This is a genomic window from Endozoicomonas acroporae, assembly GCF_002864045.1.
GTDB classification, from domain to species: domain Bacteria; phylum Pseudomonadota; class Gammaproteobacteria; order Pseudomonadales; family Endozoicomonadaceae; genus Endozoicomonas; species Endozoicomonas acroporae.
In genome coordinates this window covers 1-23,900 of record NZ_PJPV01000076.1, presented here as the reverse complement: position 1 = coordinate 23,900, position 23,900 = coordinate 1, and the positions used below count along the sequence as shown (strand labels likewise).

The window sequence follows — 23,900 nt, the reverse complement described above, 5'->3', positions numbered from 1 at the left end:
TGCTATGGATATTGTCGTGTAATCGTCGGGAATAGCTGGCACATTGCGTTCAGTTTCCTGAAACCGACCTGAGTTGCCACAGCAACAAATACCGCCATTCACAAACAGGGAGAAAAAGTAAGCTCAGCCAGACAGATATGACATACCCCAGACTACCGTAATGCAGTGGTCGAGAGACACTCATACTGAATAAATAGCGTTCTGAAAAAACGCTCTGATTCAAGATCCGCCAGAAAAGTAAATTTCAATAGACCTTCCTCGCCAGAAATCAACCCGGGCTTGTGCAACAAAAGGATAGATTGCGGCTGGGCGCAATCTATCCTTATTCGTTATGCGCCTGGTGTTGAATGTTTCAAAAAATCTTTCCTGACGTAGCCATGAAAAATGATTTCAGACTTTTCTCTTGACGCTGAGAATAAGCTATACATCCGGTGTTTGGTTTGATCAAAAGTCGCCAACTTTTCCCAAGCTTTTTTACTGGGCCATTGTGCATAAGCAAAATAGCTACCATCTTCTGATTTATGAAGCCTTGAACCAAGCGAACCACAGTTATTGAAGATATTTTTCGTTATTGCTAACCACGACTCTTCGAAATCTTTTTCTCTACCTTCAACGGGAATAAACTTATAAATGACACAGTAAATATTCTCAGATTCACATATGTTCAGTGTCTCTAATGGAACCCAACCAAAAGAGCCTAAACTATTTTTCGCCCAACCCCACTCATTCAGCTCTTGTTCTATTAGCAAAGTTTCACCAACAGAAGTGTTCAGTTCCACAGCATTATAGTTTTCAGTTGCCACTCCTTTATTAGAATCAATTTCTAAAAACTGTACTGGAGCCCAACCTTCATTCCCATCTGTTTTTGTTATCCAAACCCATCCCGGATATTCTTCATCGTATTTTCCGACAGAAACTACCTCTCCGGCCATAAATGAAATCGGGCTTGGGTAGTTACTCTTATGCCTTTTTATTACTGTTCTTTTTTTCATACTTATAAGTTTTGATATGGTGGCGCATAACACCTGCATAAGCGGGGGCGCGTCTAGCGCCGTCCGCTGGATGCTCTTGTTGAACCAAGCCGCTAACGCGGCAAAAAAACCGTTCATCCCAGCCCCCTCACCATTGCCAATACTTCCTAATACCCGCACCACTCCGGTACGGCTTATATAAGGAAGCAAGCAACATGGAACGTTCTGAGCAAATCCGGTTTGACAAACTGTATCAAAAACACCTCACCACCTTGAAACTGCAGGGCAAAAGAAAATCAACCATTGATCTTTACAGCAGGCCGCTGCGACGGCTGGCAGCCTTCTTTGACCGCTGTCCTGACAAACTCAGCCCTGATGATTTAAAAACCTATTTTGCCGCCCTGGTGGAAAGCCATTCCTGGAGCACGGTCAAAACCGATCGTAATGGTCTGCAGTTTTTCTGGAAACATGTTCTGGGCAAACACTGGGACTTTGTCGAAATCATCAAACCACCGACCGTCAAGCGACTGCCCGTTATCCTGACGCCTGCAGAGATCGAACGACTGCTCAATACTGCACGGAAACTGCGCTATTACACCATTCTGTTAACGCTTTACAGCATGGGCTTAAGGCTGGCCGAAGGTCTTAACCTGACCATTGCTGACATTGATTCCGAACTCATGAGAGTCCATTTGCGCAACTGCAAAGGCGGCAAGGATCGCTATGTTGATCTTCCCAATCGAACACTCAAGGCCCTGCGCCGCTATTGGGCCACTCACCGAAACCCGAAGTTTCTTTTTCCTGAAGGCCAAAGTGCACAGCAACGGCACCAGGCGACTCAGCCCATGAGTCATTCCTGCACCCAGAAAGCCATGAGACAGCTGGTTGAAGAGTGCAGGATTAATAAAAAGGTCAGCCCTCACAGCTTACGACACAGCTTTGCTACGCACCTTCTTGAGCAGGGTTTAAGTCTCAGGGCTATTCAGACGCTGCTCGGGCACATGTGCCCAAAAACCACCGCTATCTATACCCAGTTAACAGAAACCGCCCAACTCAACACCAGGAAAGTGATGAATCATTTGATCAATGAACTCAAGCTGAAAGGAGATAATCAATGAAGCTTTCCGATATAGCAGCACAATACGGTGACCGGTTTCTGGAAAAATACAGTCAACGTCTTCTACCTGGCCATATCAAAGCACTGCAAGCGATACAACACTGCCGAACACCGGCAGCCGGTATGACCTTGCTGGAGTGCAACAGTTGCGGGATACGGGATCAAAGGCCCATGTCCTGCGGGCATCGCCACTGCAACCGCTGCCAGAACACCGATACCAGCGAATGGCTGCAACGGCAACGACAGAAACTGCTGCCCGTTGAATACTTTATGGTGACCTTCACCTTGCCAGCGCAACTGCGAGCCCTTGCGTGGAATCATCAACGACAGGTGTATGATTTACTGTTCAGAACGGCGGCAGATACCCTGAAAGAGTTCGGCAGCAATTCAAAAAAACTGGATGCCGAGCTGGGAATAACCGGCGTCCTGCACACTCATAGCCGTCGACTGGATTACCATCCCCATATACACTCGTGCCCGGTGGCGGTATCAATACCCGACGAAAAGAGTGGCGCAAACTCAAAGGTAACTATCTTTTCAATGGCAAGAATCTGGCCAACGTCTTTCGGGCCAAACTCCTTCGAGCCCTGGACGAACAGGAACTGCTATCACTTAACCTGAAAACCAGCCTGCCCAAAGAGTGGGTCGTCAATTGCAAACGGGTGGGCAAAGGATTGCCTGCACTGGAATATCTATCCCGGTATCTGTACCGGGGAGTGATCAGTGACAACAACATCCTGACCAGCGAACAGGGAAAGGTGACCTTTTCTTACCTCAACAGTGAAACCGGTAAAAAAGAGACGCGAACTCTGCCAGGAGAAGACTTCCTGTGGCTGGTACTGAAACATGTATTACCCAGGCGATTTCGACGATCGCGGGATTATGGTTTTTTACACAGCAACGCAAAAAAACAATTATCACTGGTGCAACTGGTTTTAAATGTGATGGTCAAAGCAGTAGAACCCGTCATCCGCCCGAAATTCACATGCAGGCGTTGCGGTGAGTCTATGAAACACATTGCGTTCAGTTTCCTGAAACCGACCTGAGTTATTGCTACAGCAACAAACACCGCCATTCACAAGCAGGGAGGAAGTGTAAGCTCAGCCAGACAAATCCGACATACCCAAGACTACTGTAATGCAGTGGTCTGGAGACACTCATCCTGAATAAATAGCGTTCAGCAGAAACGTTCTGATTCAAGATCCGCCAGAAAATTAAACTTCAATAGACCTTCCTTACCAGAATTCAACCCGGGCTTGTGCAACAACAGGATAAGATTGCGGCTGGGCGCAATCTATCCTTATTCGTTAAACGCTGACTGGCAGAGACTAGCAACAATGGATATTGAATTAAAAGACTGCCCGTTCTGCGGGAGTGAAGTCAAAATAAAAGGTGGCCCGTGGGCGCAAGAAGAGAAAATAAGGAAGAGAAAATAAGGACACCCAAAAATTTGACTAATCGGCCACACTGTCTATTTTTCTTCTGAAGCCTCTTAAGGGCATAAAGGAAATCTACCCAGTAACCAAAAAAAATGACATGACGACCGCCCGAAAAAACCTCATAGATCCAGCCAGTACGCCCTACTACCGCTGCGTTCGCAGGGCTTTCCTGTGCGGCAAAGATAATTTCTCAGGCAAAAACTTTGAGCATCGCAGGCAGTGGGTGGTTGATCGGTTGAAAGCGCTTTCCGGTATTTTTGCCCTGGAAGTCTGTGCTTATGCGGTGATGTCGAATCATTATCATGTGGTGCTTCATATCAATAGTCAGCAAGCCAAAAAATGGGACACCAAAGAAGTCTTACAACGCTGGACGCAGCTTTTTTCAGGCCCGCACCTGGTTCAGCGTTTTCTTGTCGGCGATCAGCTGGGCAAAGCAGAGCTGCTGCGTGTCGAAGAATATGCCTAGGAGTACCGAGGTCGCTTAATGGATATCAGCTGGTTCATGCGCTGTCTAAACGAATATTTAGCCCGGCTGGCCAATAAAGAGGATGAGTGCAAAGGGCGCTTTTGGGAAGGTCGTTACAAAAGTCAGGCCCTGTTAGATGAGGCAGCATTGCTGACTTGCATGGCCTATGTTGACTTAAACCCCATCCGGGCAAAAATTGCCACAACGCTGGAAACCTCAGAACATACCTCTATTAAAGAGCGCATTGAGTCATACGACAGCGGAAACGAAAAAAAACAAAGAGGCACACTTGAAACCGTTAAAAGCTCAGGGTCAAAATCCGGAACAGGCGATTCCATACCCACTCAGTAGCTACTTTAAACTGGTTGACTGGTCTGGCCGAATTGTCCGCAGAGGCAAACGTGGTCGTATAACTGACGATGTACCGCCTATCCTGGAGCGCTTGGGTATTGACCCAAAAGAATGGTTGGAGACTATGCGGTGGAATAATCGTTTTCACCGCGCAGTCGGCAAGCTGGCTTCACTGAAGGCTTATGCAGAAAGCACCGGAAAATGCTGGGTTCATGGGATGTCTGTGAGTAGTGCTCTCTATCCTGCCTTATCAACGTATTTTCATTGACTTTAATGTGGCCAGAATTTTCAGAATGCTCTTTCTTATATTGCTTTCTTATATTGTCTTGATAGTGTCTTCTATCTGGCTGTTGCTGATTGCTTTTTATACGCTTCCTGTTTGGTATGAATGAGAAATTCTTACAATGATCAATACTATCATTTAAAAAATGAATAAATGACGTACTCTCTTCACTTTTTTAAAAATGGGTGTCCTTTTTATTACCCAGGCGATTTCGACGATCGCGGGATTATGGATTTTTACACAGCAACGCCAAAAAACAATTATCACTGGTGCAGCTGGTTTTAAACGTCGTGGTCAAAGCAGTAGAACCCCCTGATTCGTCCGCAATTCACATGCAGGCGTTGCGGTGAGCTCATGAAACACATTGCATTCAGTTTCCTGAAACCGACCTGAGTTATTGATATAGCAACAAGCACCGCCATTCACAAACAGGGAGAAAATGTAAGCTCAGCCAGACAGATATGACATACGCCGGACTACCGTAATGCAGTGGTCGGGAGACACTCATCCTGAATAAATAGCGTTCTGAAAAAACGCTCTGATTCAAGATCCGCCAGAAAAGTAAACTTCAATAGACCTTCCTCGCCAGAAATCAACCCGGGCTTGTGCAACAACAGGATAAGATTGCGGCTGGGCGCAATCTATCCTTATTCGTTATGTGGCGGTTAATGATTAGTGACAATTTGCTACATTAGTTTTGAAGCTTTTCTACTTTTGTTTTTATTTTTGATAGCAAGACACTGTTCTGTATAGTTGTTTAAAGCTTTGGTTGCCCCTTGAAGGGAAAACTTTAACTCCACAGTTTCATCTTTAGCGATTATCATGTTCGCATTTAAGTCTGTTCCTTTTTTGAGAGCACTAATTAATTCTTTTTGAGATGTTTTCATCTCTATTCTCAAGACAGTAATGTTATCTTTCATTGCACCATCTTTATGGTTATACCTTTCAGATGCATAAATGAACTTTGAAACTTTTTTACCGTCCACATCAAACCAGCCAGGATATCCAATATAAGCGGCTGCTCCCTCACCTTTATTAGTGGCAATCAATATATCAATAACATACTCGTAATCATCACAATTCAACTTTTGAAGTGAGAAAAAAGTCATATTGTCATTTTTCTCAGTTGTCCCAACTCTTACGGCATTCCAAATAGAGTACCCAGCGCCATAACCGTTTTCACGCTGCTCTTTCACATAAGCCCATTTTCCAGTCGAATTAACTGTAGAAAAGTTCAGCCAATTAAAGTCGCCTGCAATAGTAATTTGACTAGAGAATAATAGAATAATTAATAGACAACGTAAAAATTTCATTCCTTTGTCTCCATGGAATGTTTGATGGATGCTGATTGAGCCACATAACGCCTGCGTGTGCGGCTTGTCCGCACCATGCACTTGTTAGCTGCGCTCTTGTGAGAAGTTCCGGACAAGCTTATATTTGATGGTTAATTCACTTAAAACTGTTAATCTCTCGGCGACTTACTGGCATTCTGGCATCTGCTGTTCTTAATTTACGTTTACAACCTCTATTCCCTCGCACCACCTCACAACCATTTTTATCAACTGTTGTAAGTGTGTCGACAATAATATTCTTGTAAGTGCCTTTGATCTCGTACTCAAAGGAAACTAAGTCTGTTTTAAATACCCACTGCTGTGAACCTAATGCAAGAAAACTATATGTCTCACCACCAATAACAAGGTAGTGTGCGTGAAGTGCCTTAGTATTTCCACCTCGGCTAGGTGGACGGCTTTTTTCTTTTAGGTATTTGCTGTAACTCTCGATCTTTTTGTTCGTTATTTTATTCATTCAATCCTCTTAATTATCATCTAGGTATTTAGAGAAATAATACCTACATATCCGGCGACGTGGCGATTAATTACAACCTGCACATTATCAAGCTTCATTGTGCTTTTTGTAGTAAATTACACCTAAATAAATTATAAATACCACAATCATGAGAATACCAATCTCATTGATATTTGACACTACCCCTCCATGACTCGAACAGGCACCACGTTTGCCAATACTAGCTGATATCCACCCTGATGCACATGAGTTGTCAGTTCCTATAGCATGAGAAATATTTGCTAGAAAAAGTGAGGAAAATATTACTAACCAAAAATTTAATTTTTCAAATATTTGGCTGATTATTAAGTAAAACGATATAGCAGCTAAAAGATATAAAGCGATACTCATGATGCAACCCCAAAATATAAAAAATTACTATTTTATCTACCAATGCAATCCATGGATAGATAAATGGCTCAGCAGCTAACAGTTGTTTACACGAATCAGTTTCGCATAACATACTGTAGATTCGCTATACGCACCAGCCGATACCCCCATACAGCGTGACTTACACAGCGTTCTGCATTTTAAAGGCTATATCTTCTGATTCGTATTTTGTAATTCGTATATTTTCGGTCAAGCAACCCGTGTGATTACAGATTGCTTTATTTTCATTCAAAACAGCAAGTTAACCATTCAGTTGATTTTCTGCATATACGAACTAGCTTTTACTGTATAAAAATACAGCACCAAGCAGGACTTATATGAGATTACAAGAACGCTTTCAAATTGCCATTCGCTCTGCCGGTTATTCTCTGTCTACCGAGTGCAGCTACTCGGACTGGATTAAACGCTTTATAAAATTTCATAAAATGCGTCATCCCGATTTACTGGCTGGCGATGATGTCCGTGATTTTCTCACTTATCTGGTGATGAAAAAGCACGTTGCTGTCAGTACTCAGCAGCAGGCATTGAGTGCCCTGGTCTTTTTGTACAAACAAGTGCTGAGGCATGACAGTTTCACGATCAATGACTGGCAAAAATCCAAACGCCCCAAAAAACTCCCTGTTGTGTTTTCGGTGACTGAAGCCAACTCTGTCTTGTCCTATCTCAAAGGTACACCATTATTAGTCGCCCAATTAATGTATGGTGCCGGTCTTCGACTGAAGGAAGCTCTGCGTCTCAGAGTTCAGGATGTTGATTTTGGGCGCATGGAAATTACCGTTCACCATGGCAAGAGTGGTAAAGACAGAATGACTCTGTTGCCCAAAGCGTCTGTTGTAGCATTACGGACCCATGTACTCAATCGCGGTGGTAAAGCGGTTTTAAGCCCGGTTGATCGCTGATAAAAAATGATAAAACATTCCTGAACAGCACTCACGCTACCGCCCCTCTATGCCATTTCCTTGAGTATTAAGGCAGTTGTACTTTACACGACAATTTAACCATAGTTGTATAGGAGTAAAATGTTACCATCGAACTGTTTATCAAAATACCTTTTTAAATCAGGTCACCAGCGGTGACACCGAATACAATTACCGGTTATCAAACAGTAATTAAACGACGAACGGCAACTTCATCCATGGCGTCGCCGGTTCCTGCCAGGGCAACCTCGCCTTGGTTCAGTATCTGCCTGGCAAACTCAAAGAACGGCTCAACCAGCAGAATAGCCGTCTCACCCCGGTCACGGACCAGACCAATGACCGACTGAATATCCTTGATAACGCCCGGTTCAATCCCCTCCGTTGGCTAATCCAGAATCAACAGCTCTGGTCGGGTTACCAGCGTCCGGTGGCCAGCTGCTGTTGCTGACCACCGGACAAGTCGCCACCCCGACGATGGCGCATCTGTTGCAACGCGGGAAAGAGATCAAAGATTTCCGGATCAATGCGCCGCTTTGCCCGGGGCAGACAGGCAAAACCGGTTTTCGGGTTTTCCGGCACCGTCAATAAAGGAAAAATCTGCCGCCCCTGGGGAGCATAAACGACACCGTTCCTTGACCTTGAGTGAGCAGGGCTGCTGGCCATATCCCTGCCCTGCCACAGGATTGTGCCAGAGGCGGGTGTTAGGTGTCTCTGTGCCAGTCTTTATTGTTTGCTATGCTCATGTCTCAAACAATAAACGTAATGGTATGCAGTATGTCATTGGAAGCCAGAGTGGAGAAACTTGAATCCCATTTTGATTCGCTGGACAGTGCAGTTCGTAATCTCATCAAAATCACTGGTGATACCCATCAGGAGATACTGGCGACACGACAGGAGATGCGTACACGGTTTGCTCAACAAGATCGTGAGCTTGCGGGTGTTAAAGCCGATGTTTCTGCTTTGGCTGAAGCCATGCTTGCAGGTTTTAAGCGTACCGATGAAAAAATAGACCGACTAGAACTTCTCATTCGTCAACGCTTTCCTATCAGCTAACACGTCACCTAACAGATGCTTCGTAGGGACAGCTACGCTGACCCACAAGCAAGGGTTGCCCGACCAGTAACTGCATTGGTGGTTTCGTCAACACTATTGCGCCCCATAACGCTCGTCACCTGTCCCTTATGCACGGCAATGGATACCGACTTCAGGGCCTGGCTGGGTTGGCAGGAAAATGCATGGGAGAACTCAAAGCGATTCTGAGTTTAAGCGTTTCAGCTCTACTTTCATTAAATCACTCCATTCATTGAGTACTTGCAATCTATTTTCATTACTGGCAATACGAATACCAGTATGGCCTACCCATAAAGACTCCTGTATGTCCTCATTACTCATTGTCGCTTTTTCTTCTTCAAACTTTTTGAGTTCAAGCCGGTCTTCTTCTAATGACTGGCTTACTGCTTGTTTCTCGTTTTCGATGAGAGTCAGATAATCCTGGTAACTTTCTATGGTTGTTTTGATAGCAACGTCAGGATTTTGCCCTGATGCTGAAGCAATATGGGCCAACGTAGTCTGGTAGAGCGGATCGGACGATGGCACCCCTTTTTCATCCATTGTCTTTTTCAATGTTTCCAGCTCCGGAGCTGGTAAATTTGCCACCATTTCTACCCTTTGCAAATAGTCAGGTAAAACCTGTCTTATATGCTGAAAGTACTTCTGGTTGTCAAATGAAGGCTTGCCCACACTGGAATCTGGTGTGCTCAGAGCTTCCTGCACCACTTTTTCACACGCAGGGGTATTGTCCAAAAGTTTCATTTTCTGACTTATCAACCACTGATCAGCCAGAGTTCTCGCGGCTTCAGAGGAGTCAGGTATTTCTTCAATCAAGCGATTGACTTTGCCAAGAGGGTCAACCGAATGTTCAGATTGGTTTGATATTTTTTGTTCCAGATAATCGTTGAAAATTATTTTACCGATATCTGTATCAAGCTTTAACTGGTCTGAATTCACACATTCAATAAATTCTTTATCTGATGCTGGCGACTGAAGTAACAGCAAGGCTTGTCCTACAGTGATTTCTCTTGCACTCAATGATTTATTAGAATATTCCTTGATCAAATCAACCGCTTTTTGTCTCTGCTGACCTTCGCTAGAGACTGTTTTCTGAGGCGTTAATGATTGGACCTTGCGGCTCATCCAGTTAACTTTTGGCGAATCTGTTTTCAGTTGATGACTGCCACTTAGGCGGACTGGCTGATCAATGCCCCCTGTATTGGCAAGGTTTTGAAGCGTCTGACACACTTGATCCCTGGAAGGCAAAGAAGGCATGGTAAATCCCCTGTGAATTCTGAAAAATCCGGTCAGAGAGTATCTTCGACAATGCTCCTGCCTTTTTTAGCACGTGCTTTAAGGTAATGAGGGGCGACACCCCCAGACTGGCCGCCTTCATCTTGATATTCTCAGGAAAGACCGGCAGCTGGGGGAATATTCAACAAGTGTCAGATAATGGTCATAACCAGACCCGCAGAGATCGCCATGGTGAAAATCACCACCAGGAAGGCAACAATCATCGGGTTACGGAACAGGCTCTTAAGCAGAATGACTTCTGTCAGGCTGGCTCCGGCACTGCCGATAATCAACGCCATCAGAGCCCCTATTCCCATGCCTTTAGCTGCCAGGGCAGACGCCAGGGGAATCACCGCTTCAGCCCGAATATACAGGGGTACACCAATAACTGCGGCAAATGGAATCGCCAGCGGGTTGTCCGGACCTGCATACTGGGCAATAAAGTCCGCAGGAATAAACCCATAAGTAAAGGCACCAATACCCACACCCAGCATCAGGATCGGGAAGATCTGCTTGAACTGGCTCCAGGTTTCACCCCAGATACGGCCCCAGCGATCATCACTTTTGGGCTTGCTGTCGCCACAGGCGGTTGCACAACCAGTAGACGTCACCGGAGCTGGTTTGGCATCACAACAGCTGCTGTTTTTATTCACAGATGGCGCGGTATCGCAACAGCTGGTCTTGGGCGCAGGTTTGCTGCCACAGCAACTGGCCGCTGCGGTTTCACCATAGACCACGTCTTTGCGCACAAAACGTTCAAAGCCCATTTTCTCCAGAATGTAACCACCGGCTACGGAAACGGTCAGGGCAATGGCGAAGTAAATGACCGTCACCTTCATACCAAAGGTTGCCAGCAACAGACCGACAATAATCGGGTTCATCAGTGGCGAGGTGAACAGGAAGGTAATGGTCGGGCCAAACCCTGCCCTGGCTTTCAGAAGACCGGTCAACATCGGAATGGTAGAGCAGCTGCAGAAGGGTGTCAGCGCTCCCAGAAGACCTGCGGAAACATAACCTTTGCCACCCTTGGAACCGAGTATCTTCTGAATTTTCTCTGCTGGCATATATTCCAGGATCACACCAATAATAAAGCTGACAATCAGGAACAGAATGGTCAGTTCACCGGCCAGAAAGATAAAGGTACCCAGTGTATCCACCAGATTCCGGGCCATATCAGCGCCCATGCTGGATTCCAGTGCCGGTTTTATGACTGGCTCGATAGCATCGGTTATCTGCTGTTGCATGCTCATATCAATAGTTCCAGAAAAATAGAAATGTATATTTAAAAAAATCCTCTTGCTGATCTGCCTGATCGGTTATGAATACAAGATCAGTGTCCGCTTCCTCTTATGCGATCATCAGCATGCAGCTTGTTGGTGGGCGTATATTAGGTGAATAAAAAAATAGCTTCAACTATTATTCTAAAATTATAGAAATATTTATACTGACCTTTATGGAGGAATGGGCTTAACCGGGTATCGATATAACACTGGAATACCGATGGGAGGATTGAAATGGTTTCAAATGGGCTTTGGGGTTGGCCGTGCAAGGCTGGAGCCACCGCCATATTTCTGCGATGGCCCCGGTTATTAATTAATGCAGCCCACCTTCCTGCCACGGAAGCAGATACATGACGTCACTGTGGCTGGCGGTAATAGACGACATCATTTTGCCCTTATCTCTTTATATTTTCAGGATGACTACCGAAACCTGTCGGTAGTCGAGTCAACGGGAAGATAATTAACCTGCGTGCGCAACCGGAAAACGATCGCGGGTACGATTGGCGTAAGCCACCAGCGCCAGCATGATCGGCACTTCAACCAATACACCGACCACTGTCGCCAGTGCAGCTCCGGAGCTCAGACCAAACAGGCTGATCGCGACCGCCACTGTCAGCTCAAAGAAGTTAGAGGCACCAATCATCCCACCGGGGGCAGCAACACTGTGTGGTTCTTTCCACTTGTACATCCAGTAGTAAGCAATGGCGAAAATAAGTACTGTCTGAATAATCAATGGAATGGCGATCAGTACAATATCCACTGGGTTGGCCAGGATACGGGGGGCCTGAAAACCAAACAGCAGCACCACGGTCAGAATCAAACCGAGCACTGACAACGGTTTCACCCGGTGACCAAAGGTCTGTAACGCCTGTTCAGAGCGCAGAACTTTTCGGGTGATCAGCCCGGCCAGTAACGGAATAACGATAAATAATACGACGGAAACAAACAGCGTACTCCAGGGTACGATCACATCGGTAACCCCCAGCAGAAACGCAGCAATCGGCGCAAAAGCCACCACCATCACCAGATCATTCACCGCCACCTGAACCAGGGTGTAATTGGCATCACCTCGGGTCAGCTGACTCCAGACAAAGACCATAGCGGTGCAGGGCGCAACGCCCAACAGGATCATGCCGGCAATGTATTCATCACCCAGCTCGGGAGAAATAAAGCCAGTAAAGCTACCGAAGAAATAGCGAATAAACAGGATCGCCAGAAGTGCCATGGTAAATGGCTTAATCAACCAGTTGACGGTCAGCGTGACAATCAGGCCTTTTGGACGACGATGGATGTTTTTTACCGCAGTAAAATCGATCTGCATCATCATCGGATAGATCATCAGCCAGATCAGCACTGCAATCACAAAATTAATGCTGGCGTATTCCCAGCCTCCCAGGGTGGCAAACAGTGATGGAAAGAGTGTTCCACCGACCAGCCCTGCCACCATGGCCAGAGCCACCCAGACACTTAAATAACGTTCAAAAATACCCATGATTTGAACCTCTACCAATATCGACAATCGTCGAAAAACGATAATAAAACACCAAAAAAATCAACATTCTTTCCTTGTTCCCACGTTGAACATGGGAACGAGGCCAACCAATTCGTATTAGCTGGAGCGGGTGAAAACGCCATCAATATCCGCCAGTAACTGCTGAACCCGTTGGATGGCTTCCGGACGAAGGCTGAAGCAGGTTTTGGGGTGCTTTACCTCGGCATGCACCAGTCCGGCCTCCCGCAGAATGCGAAGATGTTCTGAAACCGTGGACTGAGCAAGACCAAGCTGCCCCACCAAATCAGAACCCAGACACACCCGCCCCGCCAGTATCCGTAACAGCCTGACCCGTGCCGGATGCCCAATGGCTTTGGCATAAGCGGCCAACTCCTTCTCTTCAGACTCGTTAAATTGAAAGTCAGCGAGACTTTGCAGGCAATCCGTCATTACGCCACCCACTTACACATTAATCGTTAAATCACGATGAACGATACGCCTGTATTTTTCTCCTTGCAAGTACCCATAACAAAAAAATAAAAATACGACAACAATACACCTGTTAACCCGGATATTTCATAAACTGCCCCGAATCTCGCGCACGACTACATGGATGTGGGAGATAGGGCGATGCAGGATGCCAAAGCCGAGGACTTTGCGCTCTAAGGGATTTTGAGAGGGAGCGCTGTAACGGGGAGTACGGTCGACTGAGCAAAACTCCCTTAGAGCAACAAAAGACAAGCGAGGTCGGGAGCACGTTTATGAAATATCCGGGTTAATATACCGCCCGAAATTCACCCTCTTGCATCACGGGCGAAGTCCCGTGAATGCGGTTGTTATGTTTGCCTTACTCTAAGCCTTCTGCCCAGGAAGTGTCAGACATTCGTGGGTCATCGATCCGCTGACCGAAGCAGTTGTATTGTTCTTCCCTGATACGCTTGAACACAAAAGGCTCGAACAGCATTCGGTAGATTTTACTGGTGTTACCCCCGTTTTTGGTTTTACGGTGGCAGCTTTCGATCAGCCGTTCCTGTTCCAATTTCTTTAAACCCGCCAGCCATCGGGATAATGCAAGATTATTTCGATAGACCCTATCAAAACAGGCCAATTTCAATATCGAAATATCGATACAAACACGATAAAGAACAGTATCAAAGAACAACTTGCGCAATCGCCATTCACTGTAAAGGCGGCTCTGGACGTACAGGGCTGATGGCTGCAGTACTGCTACTGGAAAGTGGCATGCAATGGAACGATGTAAAAACACTGGTTCAATCTATTCGACCAAATGCCTTAACCCTGCCCGTACATCTTGAGTATTTGCAGAAGCACTATGTTCTCTGAACGCAGATAGGGAGGTTGTTGCCAAGCCCGTAAAAAGTCTCTCCACACAGGTCGGCTCGCTTGTGAACCGACCGACATCAAAGCGTAATCAGTTTATTGCTTTACGCTATTACCAGTTTTTCTCATAATAAATCTGGCTTAAATTCTGAGCTATAACAGGGTTCCGCCCCACGTTCCCCCAATACAGCACCTTATGGCTGATGGAGTAGTGATTGCCAGCATCAAAAAACATCCCGTCACTGATCAGCACCATCCTGACTCAGGGTATCAGCCTTAAACTGCAACCTGCTGATCTCGCCTACCTGGCAGCACTGCGCTATTGGAAAGAAACGGAATCACAACCGGAATTCAGTGAAGAAGAGCTGCATGTGGTATTCCAAAACGTGGAAAAAGCACGACTGGACGATAGCAGTGAGGATTCTTCAAAACGCTGTAATGAGGTGATCCGCCGTCTCCTTCAGCAACATCTGTTGATCTGCCTGGAAGGCGGTGGGCATCGACATCACGCTTATCTGATCACACCGCTGTCTGAACAGATTGTCGATTCCGTGTGTGTCGGTATGGAAGCGTCAAAAGAAGCACTGAGTACCCTGTTTATGACGGTTGCCACGCACCTGAGAGAGATCAGGGATTCTGCGGAACAGGGGGGCAACGAACCGTTCTGGAAGCTTCAGGTAGAAGCGCCACTGAACATTACCGTCAACCAGCTGGTCACCTCCATTGATCATCGTCAGCGTCAGCTGGACCAAGATGCCATCAACACCCGCAAAGAAGTGGTGGAACTGCTGAAGCAGGACTGGCAAAACAGCATCAGCCAGTGCGAACAGTTGCTGACCAGCACCCAGAATCATCTGCAGGATTTACAGCAACTGCTATTGGCCTCGTGCCACGAACTTCGCTCACTGCTGGACGCCATTTCCCGCTATTGCGAACAGGCCAGTCGACACGATGCCATCAACAGTGTTATCCGGCTGGAGCAACATCTTGACCGTATCGAGCACTGGAGTAGCGAACGCATGAACCATTGGGAAGGTTTCCACCACCGGGTCCATCAATACCTGCGTCAGTTTGTCACCATGGATGAGCGCAAGGCATTGATGGAGCGGGTGCGGGAAGGCATCCGAAGTTATCAGGCATTGCCCTGGTATCTGCGCTACGCCAACGAAGAACCGCTGGCCCGATTGCGGGATATTGAACCACCCCGAGCGAAAGAAAATCTGGCACGGGTAATCCATGATGAAGGTGAGCTGACGGCCATCGAAGACTTTGATGCCCTGAAGCAGCAGGTTAAGGAATGGCTGGTCAGGCAAGAGCAACAGTCCGGAATACTGCCATCCTACGAACGGGCACTGGAACAGCTGGCCAGCCAATGGCCTATGGAAAAACTGAACATGGTCGCAGGCTGGCTGTTCAGCGCCCTGACTGAAATGGGCCACCAGCAAAACCGGCAGAACATTGCAGATCATCAGTGGCATGCGGCTCTCCCGGCCATCGCTCCCGAGTTTTACGTGGAACGCCTGAGTCTGACCCCTAACACACTCCGCCTGGAAAGAGAGAAACCAATTGTTGACCGATAACCCCTACCAGCAGATCGCCGATCTGATCAATGATGAATGCTTCCCGGAACTGGATACCCGGCTGCGTCGGGGTGAACATATCGACGCTCGCCACCACCGGATTTTCAATATTATCCAGGACGGTTTTTCCCTGCTGGTCGAACACTACCTCCGGTATGGTATTGACCTTGTTCAGACACCGGAAGCGTATTACTACCTCCGCCCCGGCACTGCCGGTAAAAGCCTGATTCGTGCCAGAAAACTGGATGAACTGACCATGGTCGTTGGTCAGGTGCTGGCCATGTTCCATCTCGATCCCGAGCAACTGGAAGGCAGTGGCTGGATATCCGCCGATGCAATCTACGAGCGGCTGCGACTGCTGCTGGACAATGAATACCTTTGCCAACTGCTGGAACGAAAAAAAATCGAGACCCAGGCAGACCGTGAAAAAGCCATGGAAACCCTGCGTAAGGCCATCCGGCAGCTGGCCAGGCTGGGCATGGTAAGGCTGGAAGGCAACCAGGCCAGCCGTCTGCAGACCCAGGCACCGTTGCTGCGATTTATTGATCCTGTTCGCTCAACGGCTTCGTCACCAGAAGCCGCCAGGGCAGCCATGGCGCAGCTGGTTCGTGACGGTTATATCAGCCTGAATGACGATGAAGAACCTGTGATGCAGGAAACTTCTGATCCGGAAGATAATCCGGAAAACGCTCCACAAGAAAAGCGTCACGGTGAAGACGACACCGTTATATCTGAACAGGCCCTTGAACAAGAGCAGGAAGCATGAGCCAGAAAAGAACCCAGATCCGCAGCCTGACCCTGGTTAACTTCCGGGGTGTCTTCTTCAAGACTCTGGACATGCACCCATTAATGAGCAACCTCATCGGCCATAACGGTGCCGGTAAGACCACCATTATGGGAGCCTTGCTGATTAACCGGGTACCCGACAATCGTCTGGTTCGCCTGCGTAACAATTCCGACAGCGGACAGGATCGCAGTGATAATGGTATCTGGGGACGCATCAGTGCCGGTACCTGTTACAGCCTGGTGGATTACGAACTTTACGACGGCAGGCGGGCAATAGCGGGTGTCCAGATTCGTCGCCTGAGCCAGCCAAAAGTCGAGCTGAAACTGTTTGCCATTACCGGTGTCGATGATGATGTTCCGGTGCGTGATCTGGTGATGAGGCCGGTGCCCGGTGAAAATGGCTTATACGAACCTCTGGATGGTAAGGCCCTGAGAAATCAGGTCTCCATGATGGGCGGTGAACTGCAAAGCTTCAACACCACCGCCCAGTATATGAACTGGCAGTTCGAGCAGCGGATTATTCCCCGCCGAATGGAAAACAGCCAGGATCGCCAGCGTTATTACCGCATGCTGGAAACCAGCCTCTACGGCGGCTTGTCATCAGAGCTGCAAAAAGGACTGAGGGATTATCTGCTGCCAGCGGATGATCAGGTACGCCAATCCATTGGCTCCATGCAAAGTGCCTTGCAACAGACCCAGCGAACCCGTCGCCAGATAGAAAGCACCCGAAGTGACCGGAAGGTCATTCGGGAGATTCTGGAGTCCAGCTATGCCCTTGGCGAACATGTTCTGGCATGGTCAGAAAAACAACAGGCCAAACTTCAGGCTGAGCTGAAAGATAAACGTCAGCAAGAGCATCAGGCACAACTGGAGCTGGAAACCAAAAAACAACAGCTGTCAGCCATTGAAGCACGATTACTGACCCTGGATACCCTGGACAGTGAACTGGCAAGCCGTGAAGAAGACGCTGACGAGCGTCTGGATCATGCCAAAAACCTTGAACGACTGCATACCGATCTGCAAAGACTGGAGAATGAACAGAGCAACCATAACCAGCAGCTGGAAGAGCTGAGCGAACAGAACGCATTACTGGGAAGGCAGTATGAAGAAGAGTCCGCTGAGCTTAAGCGCCTGCAAGATGATATTGCACAACTGGTAAAACAGCTGACCAGTGTCGAGCAGGCCTATTCTGAAGAAGCCCGAAAAGCCGGATTATACCTTGCCGCCCTCAGGGCGTTGAATGAAGTGCGTGACAGCTTTAACCAGCCAGACCTGGCAGCAGACGCACTCACCCCGTTAATGGGAACGTTGCGGCAGGCTGAAAAGGACGTTTCCGGCCGCTATTACAGCCAGAAGCCACTACTGGATGAGGCGGAAACCATTCGCGGGCATTTCGAGGCAACCCTGTCTCTGCTGGCGACGTTTGGTGATACCGATATTGACCTGAAACAGGCAGCCAGCCGCAGCGACCACTGGCGACATCACCATGAACAACAAACAACACTGGCTACACAGATACCGGTATTGATCAGACAGCAGCAACAGCGCCAGAAAGAAGAAGAGCAACTGAAGAAGCTGCAACAGGCCGTTGCGATGCTTCCCGAAGAATGGCGCAACCGGATTCAGGATGAAGCCAGCTGGAACACCAGCCTGAACACCGCCACTCATGAGCAACAATTCCAGCAACAGAAAATAGATACCCTTGGCGGACAAATCCAGCAATCCAGACAGACAATGGTACAAATCCAGGGCAGCCTCACCCAGGCCCGTCAGGATAATATTCACTGGCTGGATGCTCGCAGACTGGGTCAGGCGATTCAAGCCATCCGCCCGGCTGCACTGATGGAAAGCCACAATGACTTTATCACCCTGCGCCAGCAAATCAGCCAGGAACAGCAGGAAAACCTGCAGGCCAATGTGCAGCTTGGCAAGCATCTGGAAGAGCTGCGCTCCCGCATGGCCCAGCTGGAAATCAAGGCATCAAAAGAGCTGCAACAACTGCAAAAGCTGGCGGAGATGACCGGCGGAGTGGTGATCAGTGACTATTTTGATAACGATGATATCTCCCTGGAAGAGGCGGCCTGGCTGGAGGCCAAGTTTGGCCCGTTACGCCACGCCATCCAGGTTCGGGACATCAGCAAAGCTGCCGCCATTATCCGCGAAGAAAGCGATCGCCCGGATCATGTCTGGCTACTGGGTGGCACACCGGGAGCGTCTTTTTCGGAAGAAGAGTATCTCCATACCCCCCTTGAGCAGAAAGAAGACGGCAGTGTCCTGGTAGAAATCGCCAGCAATGTTGCCCGTTTAAGCCGGGAACCTGAGTTCCCGACCATTGGCCGACTGGCCCGGGAGAAAGAGCAGGAAAGACTGCGGCAGCAGGAAGAACAGCTGCTGGATCAGCTGCAGGAACTGGCCATTGGCAAACGACAGTTGGAGAAATGCCAGCAACTTCTCGATCAGCTGTCCGCCAAAAGCCAGTGGCTTGGTGTTCAGGAGCCGCCGGTTAATGAGCTTACCGGGCAACTGGAGCGGCTGGAAGCCCAGGTCGAATCACTGACGGTTGATCTGGCCGATGCCGAGCAGCAGAAAACCAGTCTGAATAGTGTTGTTCGTTGTCTTGAACAGTGGCAAACCAGTGCCTGGCTATTGAATGACGACCCCGATCGTCAATCATTAGAGGCTCTCCATGAGCAACTGCAAAGTGCCACTGACGCTAAAGCCTGGACGGATAAACATCAGCAGACGATTCGGCAACTCAATGAGCATCGCTTCTATATTCAGCAGCCACCGGTAGAGAATCTGGATGCCCTGCGAGCAGAACTGGAACAGCTGAAGCAGCAGTTAAGCCATTACCACCAGCAGAAAGACCTTCTGACGTCGGCCATGGACAAAGCCCCTAATCTGCGCTTTGCAGAGTCTGTGGCGCGGCAGGAAGAAAAAGAGAATCTGCAAAATCAACTCAGGAATGAGTACGAGACTAAGCAACAGCAGGAACAACAGCAAAACAAGTATGCGACACAACTTCGTGAGCAGTGCCACTCACTTGAGAAAAGCATCCACTCTATCAATGCTCTCCTGAGTCAAAATAGTCATCAGCAATCAGAGCTCAAACGACAAATTTCTGATATCCCCCTGACCTGGAAAGTGGGTCTGAAGGAAGAGTGTGCTGCACAGTTAACCAGCATCAAGGCAGAAAAATCTGAACTTATTCAGGAAATCAAACAGCAAAACATCGCACAAAGTACTGTTGCAGCAGAACGGAAAAAAGTCGAGGAGCGACTCAGTGATACCATAGCGGATATTCATCAGCTGGAACCAAAAGCGCAACACGCCACCACCAGCCATGAACGGATTGTGCAACAGGCAGAACAGTCCGGGTTACGACATCGGCTGCATATTCATCACCTGCTGAATCAGGACAGTGACGTGTTACGTGACGGTTTGGCGACGGCCAGGGTCGCATTGGCAAAGGCTCTCGAGAATGAACAGAAAAATGGCCAGGACAGTCTTTATCAACAAATAGAGAAAAGCAGCAGCACGGATTTGCCAGCACTGTTCCAATGCTTTATTGATTCACAAACGTATCTTGCCCAGCGCATGGATAAAACGTTGTATCAATCGGATGACCCAAGGCAAAACCTGGAGTTGCTGGAAGAGCGGCTGACTCGTCTGGAAACTCTGTTAAAAGACGCTGAGAAGCGCTTCCTCGCCGAATCGGACAGCCTCGGGCAGAACATTCAGCGCAAGATCAACAAAGAGCGTAAACAGATTCATCTGTTGAACGCTGCCCTGTCCAGTGTGCATTTTGGCACTATTCGGGCGATCAAAATTGAGCTGGAAGTGATCGACAGTTTCCAGAAAATACTGGATGCCTTGCAGCAGGAATTTTACGCAGACCTGTTCCGCAAACCCGATATCACGGTGGAGGCGGCTCTGGAATACCTCTTTAAGAAGGAAACCGGGGGTACCATTGTTGGTGATAAACTGCTGGATTATCGTGAGTACATTCGCCTGAATATTCTGATTCAGCGGGCTGGCAGCAGTCAGTATGAACCAGCCAACCCAACCAACCTTTCCACCGGTGAAGCCATTGGCACCGGTCTGGCCATTCTTACCATGGTGCTGCATTCATGGGAAGTCGCTACCAATAACCGCGATGGCAAAGGACACGCCGCCAGTCGTCTGTTATTTCTGGATGAAGCGGCACGGCTTGATGCCAGGGCACTGGCCACTCTGGAAGAGCTCTGTGACCATCAATCCCTGCAACTGCTGGTTGGTGCGCCGGATAATGTGCTGCCCAAAAATGGCATTACTTATCGGATGGTGCGCCTGATGGAACCTTACGAGCATGTTATTTTCTCTGGCGTAAAAGGCAGGCTGCCCCAGGGGGCTGAATCGTGACATTCCAGCCAGAGGATGCCATACCGATTGCTTTAGACTTGTTAGCAGACAGCTATCGTCAGAAAGGTCGGCAAATGTCGGCCTTTCTGACACACCTCATAAAGGTGGGCTGGGTCGAGCAGTGTAGCTTTCGCCAAAGAAACAATGATTTTGCCCTGAGAACCGCCCATGACCGCCAGAGTTTTCTGGAGTATATGGAAAGGCAGTTCGGCAACAACTGGCAAACGTCACTGGAGCAGGGTGAAACAAGGGAAGCATTTCTCACCCAACATCTGATATCACCGTTACCAGGGCATATCCATAGCCGTGTAGTTAATGCTATTTGGGGCGATCACTCCAAGAAACAGGCGTCAACACCGCCTGGGATATCAACAAGAGACAGCGAACTGATTCAACTCCGCACCCGAATGGAATGTCAGCTGCATTTTGCTGGAAGGATTATTAATTGCCGGGATGACATGGCCTTTTCAGATGCAGTCATCATCAATGAAACTGCACTGGGCAAGCTGCAAAGTATACAGTGTGAAGCGCCAATAAATATCATCACGGTGGAAAATGCCGGTGCCTGGCAACATCTGCCCTTACCGGAAAATGTTATTGCTCTCTTCGTTCCGGGAAATAATCAAAAGCTGGCGTTAAAGCTTCTGTCGTTTTTTCCGGACTACCAATGGTGCCACTTTGGCGACCTGGATCAGAAGGGACTTGATATTGCCGCATCACTGGCCCGAGCTCAGAATAAACCTCTGAAGCTATTAATTCCTGACTGGTGGAACGACTATCAGCCCCATTTCAAGCTGGGAATAAAACAGGGGAAAATTGCCTGGCGGAAAGATATCTGTCCTCAATCCAGAAAGTACGCACAACACCCCTTTATCAATTCGCTTGCCGATGATGCAAAATGGATGGAGCAGGAGGCCATCGTACTGGACTCCCGCCTGTTGGATGAGATCCGACGTCTTTTTGATAGTGACCTACCAGGCTGACTTCAACAGCCCCAGTACCTGCTCATAACTGGCATCGACCCGGTTATAGAGCAGTGCACCATCGTCGATACTCATACGAGCAATGTCTTCCAGTTGAGACTCATGCACCTTGCCACTTTCTGACAATGTTCTTGGCAGCCCTGTTTGCTCAAAGAGCTCATCCTGCATGGCGCGAATATAGATAATAGTTTCAGCCGCCCGCCGCTCTTCGGGTACTTTGCTGTAAAAATCGGCACCGGCCAGGGGAAGCAGCAGCTCACCGATCGCCTGTTCACACCGGGGCAGGTTGTATTCCAGAACATAAGGCAACATCAGACTCATGCAGACGCCGTGGGGAAGATGGGTTATCGCCCCAAGCGAGTGCCCGATGGCATGTACCAGCCCAACCATGGAGTTGGAAAAGGCAATGCCCGCCATGGTGGCTGATTCTGCCAGCTTCAATCGGAGATTCTGGCTATCAGGTGTGGCAAGCACCCGAAGCAGGTTTTCCCGTATGCCTTTGATCGCTGCAACGGCATAGGCATCACTGATCGGATTCTTGGCCGTCCCCAGAAACGCTTCAATGGCATGGGTCATGGCATCCATGGCGGTGGCAGCGGTGATAGGCGGTGGCAGTGTCAGGGTCATCCGTGGATCAAGAACCGCCACATCAGGCATCAGAAATGAAGAGCTATAAGGCACTTTACGACCCGTTGCATCATCGCGAATAACCGCAACTTTGGTCACTTCTGAACCGGTACCCGCCGTCGTTGGCAGAATAAATAACGGCTTTAGTCGTTTAGTCAGCGCACCAGAACCGCTGTAAGCCAGAAGATCATCGCCACCTTCAGACACGAGAATATTGACCGCCTTTGATGTATCAATCACCGACCCACCACCAATGGCAATAATGCCATCCGCACCATGCTCACGATAAAACCGGGTGATGGCAGATACGACACTGGTTGATGAGTCTGGCGGTACATCACTATAGACACCCGCCATCAGAACCCCGTCAACCACCAGAGCCTGCTTGACGGGCTCAATTAAACCGGCGTTGAGCACCCCGCCATCGGTAATAATCAATGGCTTCTTTACCCCAAGGCTGGCCAGTTCATAGGGTATATGCTCCAGGGCTTCATTGCCTGAAACGATTTTGACCGGATTAAAGAATTCAAAATAGCTGCGGTTCATCTCACAAATACCCCCATAACAAAACCGGCAAACACGCCCAGATAGATTTGAAATGCCCCCTCCAGCTTTTCCTTTATGGAAATCTCCGGGTAATGACGCATGATTTTCCGGCCTATAAACCGGGGTAGTGTGATCACTTCGAGTCGCTCAAAGCAGCGAACCAGTTTCATGGAGGCAGAAAGGTCACCATCAACCACCATTCGCTCCCTGGCAAAGGCATCGGTTGTGCCTTCCTGAAAAGAGAGCGTACTAAAAGCATGGGCGAGGTGTTTGAATTGAATATCCACATCGGACTTGGTTTCACTGCTTTTACGACCCGGTTTTATTCGCCCGTCACTTTTCTTCATATACAAACACGGGCCACGGGACATAACACTCATGGAAAAGGTAAAACCATCGGGCAATGATTCGATTTCCTGCTGAATCAGCTGGTCAGTCCGACAGGCCCTGGCCAGCCCATGACCAATAAAAGCCAGCATAAAACGGACATACAAACGCTTTATGCGCCAGATAACGGGAAGGGATGGGGTCACCTGAAGCTCCTGCCAGCGAACCGCCGGGCAATAATTATTGTTGTTATTTCCGGGTGACATTATCCACAATCAGAAGATGGTCGGCTATATAGGGAGTGTTATTCAGGACAATGAAATAGATTTAACACATAAAAAAACCCAGTTGATTGTTCAACTGGGCTTTTCTGTTGGGTGCCTGGCGATGACCTACTCTCACATGGGGAGACCCC

At 48.3% G+C, this 23,900-nt stretch carries 23 protein-coding genes and 2 pseudogenes; 13 read left to right on the top strand and 12 right to left on the bottom strand.

The genetic code is table 11. The features are described 5' to 3' along the window. Positions 1–329 precede the first annotated feature (329 nt). Positions 330–1,109, bottom strand: coding sequence for an SH3 domain-containing protein (locus CX664_RS13310; protein WP_219622186.1), 780 nt, complete (start codon positions 1,107–1,109; stop codon positions 330–332). A 77-nt stretch (positions 1,110–1,186) separates the two neighbouring features. Here CX664_RS13310 and CX664_RS13305 point away from each other — a divergent pair, with 77 nt between their 5' ends. The 6 genes and pseudogenes from CX664_RS13305 to CX664_RS28150 all read left to right on the top strand — a co-directional run. Further along, entirely contained in the window at positions 1,187–2,089 is a 903-nt protein-coding gene (locus CX664_RS13305; protein WP_101747206.1) for a site-specific integrase, read from the top strand. Further along, positions 2,086–3,134, top strand: a pseudogene (locus CX664_RS28155) (IS91 family transposase). Before CX664_RS13305 ends, CX664_RS28155 begins: the two are co-directional and overlap by 4 nt. Before the next feature lie 490 nt (positions 3,135–3,624). After that, a complete protein-coding gene (locus CX664_RS27045) occupies positions 3,625–3,993 on the top strand; it encodes a transposase (RefSeq protein ID WP_219622185.1) in 369 nt (122 codons plus the stop codon). Between the two features lie 18 nt (positions 3,994–4,011). Further along, positions 4,012–4,344 (top strand): hypothetical protein, encoded by a 333-nt coding sequence (locus CX664_RS27465; protein WP_244910662.1) that lies wholly within the window; start codon positions 4,012–4,014, stop codon positions 4,342–4,344. Further along, entirely contained in the window at positions 4,283–4,612 is a 330-nt protein-coding gene (locus CX664_RS27460; protein WP_244910661.1) for a hypothetical protein, read from the top strand. The genes CX664_RS27465 and CX664_RS27460 overlap by 62 nt, the downstream gene beginning before the upstream one ends. Before the next feature lie 209 nt (positions 4,613–4,821). Beyond that, positions 4,822–5,020 (top strand): annotated as a pseudogene (locus tag CX664_RS28150) (IS91 family transposase); the annotation flags it as partial. A 293-nt stretch (positions 5,021–5,313) separates the two neighbouring features. Here the strand turns inward: CX664_RS28150 and CX664_RS13285 are convergent. From CX664_RS13285 to CX664_RS25715, 3 genes are all read right to left on the bottom strand, one after another. After that, entirely contained in the window at positions 5,314–5,940 is a 627-nt protein-coding gene (locus CX664_RS13285) for an invasion associated locus B family protein (RefSeq protein WP_101747203.1), read from the bottom strand. 136 nt (positions 5,941–6,076) lie between these two features. Then, complete coding sequence (locus CX664_RS13280; RefSeq protein ID WP_101747202.1) at positions 6,077–6,433, bottom strand: hypothetical protein; 357 nt, start codon at positions 6,431–6,433, stop codon at positions 6,077–6,079. Positions 6,434–6,520: 87 nt separating this feature from the next. Beyond that, entirely contained in the window at positions 6,521–6,823 is a 303-nt protein-coding gene (locus CX664_RS25715; protein ID WP_145999996.1) for a hypothetical protein, read from the bottom strand. 356 nt (positions 6,824–7,179) lie between these two features. Between CX664_RS25715 and CX664_RS13275 the strand changes: the two genes are divergently transcribed. Continuing rightward, positions 7,180–7,761: a phage integrase N-terminal SAM-like domain-containing protein gene (locus CX664_RS13275; RefSeq protein ID WP_101747201.1), complete on the top strand. Its 582-nt coding sequence runs from the start codon at positions 7,180–7,182 to the stop codon at positions 7,759–7,761. Between the two features lie 432 nt (positions 7,762–8,193). Here CX664_RS13275 and CX664_RS27455 read toward each other — a convergent pair whose 3' ends face one another. Next, complete coding sequence (locus CX664_RS27455) at positions 8,194–8,442, bottom strand: hypothetical protein (RefSeq protein ID WP_241693512.1); 249 nt, start codon at positions 8,440–8,442, stop codon at positions 8,194–8,196. A 111-nt stretch (positions 8,443–8,553) separates the two neighbouring features. Here CX664_RS27455 and CX664_RS13265 point away from each other — a divergent pair, with 111 nt between their 5' ends. After that, on the top strand, positions 8,554–8,832 hold the full coding sequence (locus CX664_RS13265) for a hypothetical protein (protein WP_101747200.1): 279 nt from the start codon (positions 8,554–8,556) through the stop codon (positions 8,830–8,832). 192 nt (positions 8,833–9,024) lie between these two features. Here the strand turns inward: CX664_RS13265 and CX664_RS13255 are convergent, their stop codons facing one another. The 5 genes from CX664_RS13255 to CX664_RS26390 form a co-directional block, all read right to left on the bottom strand. Then, a complete protein-coding gene (locus CX664_RS13255) occupies positions 9,025–10,104 on the bottom strand; it encodes a hypothetical protein (protein ID WP_101747199.1) in 1,080 nt (359 codons plus the stop codon). Positions 10,105–10,274: 170 nt separating this feature from the next. Further along, positions 10,275–11,372, bottom strand: a complete 1,098-nt coding sequence (locus tag CX664_RS13250; protein WP_420810358.1) for a permease — start codon at positions 11,370–11,372, stop codon at positions 10,275–10,277. A 490-nt stretch (positions 11,373–11,862) separates the two neighbouring features. After that, a complete protein-coding gene (arsB, locus tag CX664_RS13245) occupies positions 11,863–12,894 on the bottom strand; it encodes an ACR3 family arsenite efflux transporter (RefSeq protein ID WP_101747198.1) in 1,032 nt (343 codons plus the stop codon). A 117-nt stretch (positions 12,895–13,011) separates the two neighbouring features. Then, a complete protein-coding gene (locus CX664_RS13240; protein WP_101747207.1) occupies positions 13,012–13,344 on the bottom strand; it encodes an ArsR/SmtB family transcription factor in 333 nt (110 codons plus the stop codon). Positions 13,345–13,741: 397 nt separating this feature from the next. Next, positions 13,742–14,065 (bottom strand): hypothetical protein, encoded by a 324-nt coding sequence (locus CX664_RS26390; RefSeq protein WP_180966489.1) that lies wholly within the window; start codon positions 14,063–14,065, stop codon positions 13,742–13,744. Between the two features lie 41 nt (positions 14,066–14,106). Here CX664_RS26390 and CX664_RS27785 point away from each other — a divergent pair, with 41 nt between their 5' ends. The 5 genes from CX664_RS27785 to CX664_RS13210 all read left to right on the top strand — a co-directional run bounded on the left by CX664_RS27785 (position 14,107) and on the right by CX664_RS13210 (position 21,985). Further along, on the top strand, positions 14,107–14,238 hold the full coding sequence (locus CX664_RS27785) for a hypothetical protein (RefSeq protein ID WP_276328486.1): 132 nt from the start codon (positions 14,107–14,109) through the stop codon (positions 14,236–14,238). A gap of 212 nt (positions 14,239–14,450) precedes the next feature. Beyond that, a complete protein-coding gene (locus tag CX664_RS13225) occupies positions 14,451–15,815 on the top strand; it encodes a hypothetical protein (RefSeq protein ID WP_101747196.1) in 1,365 nt (454 codons plus the stop codon). Further along, entirely contained in the window at positions 15,805–16,581 is a 777-nt protein-coding gene (locus CX664_RS13220) for a chromosome partition protein MukE (protein WP_163369328.1), read from the top strand. Before CX664_RS13225 ends, CX664_RS13220 begins: the two co-directional genes overlap by 11 nt. Then, positions 16,578–21,002 carry a chromosome partition protein MukB gene (gene mukB, locus CX664_RS13215; protein WP_101747194.1) on the top strand — a complete coding sequence of 1,475 codons (4,425 nt, stop codon included), beginning with the start codon at positions 16,578–16,580 and terminating at the stop codon, positions 21,000–21,002. Before CX664_RS13220 ends, mukB begins: the two co-directional genes overlap by 4 nt. Continuing rightward, complete coding sequence (locus tag CX664_RS13210) at positions 20,999–21,985, top strand: Wadjet anti-phage system protein JetD domain-containing protein (RefSeq protein ID WP_101747193.1); 987 nt, start codon at positions 20,999–21,001, stop codon at positions 21,983–21,985. Before mukB ends, CX664_RS13210 begins: the two co-directional genes overlap by 4 nt. Here the strand turns inward: CX664_RS13210 and CX664_RS13205 are convergent. Next, complete coding sequence (locus tag CX664_RS13205) at positions 21,974–23,158, bottom strand: iron-containing alcohol dehydrogenase (protein ID WP_101747192.1); 1,185 nt, start codon at positions 23,156–23,158, stop codon at positions 21,974–21,976. The two genes, CX664_RS13210 and CX664_RS13205, sit on opposite strands and share 12 nt — an antisense overlap. Then, positions 23,155–23,751: a hypothetical protein gene (locus CX664_RS13200; protein WP_101747191.1), complete on the bottom strand. Its 597-nt coding sequence runs from the start codon at positions 23,749–23,751 to the stop codon at positions 23,155–23,157. The genes CX664_RS13205 and CX664_RS13200 overlap by 4 nt, the downstream gene beginning before the upstream one ends. Between the last annotated feature and the right edge of the window lie 149 nt (positions 23,752–23,900).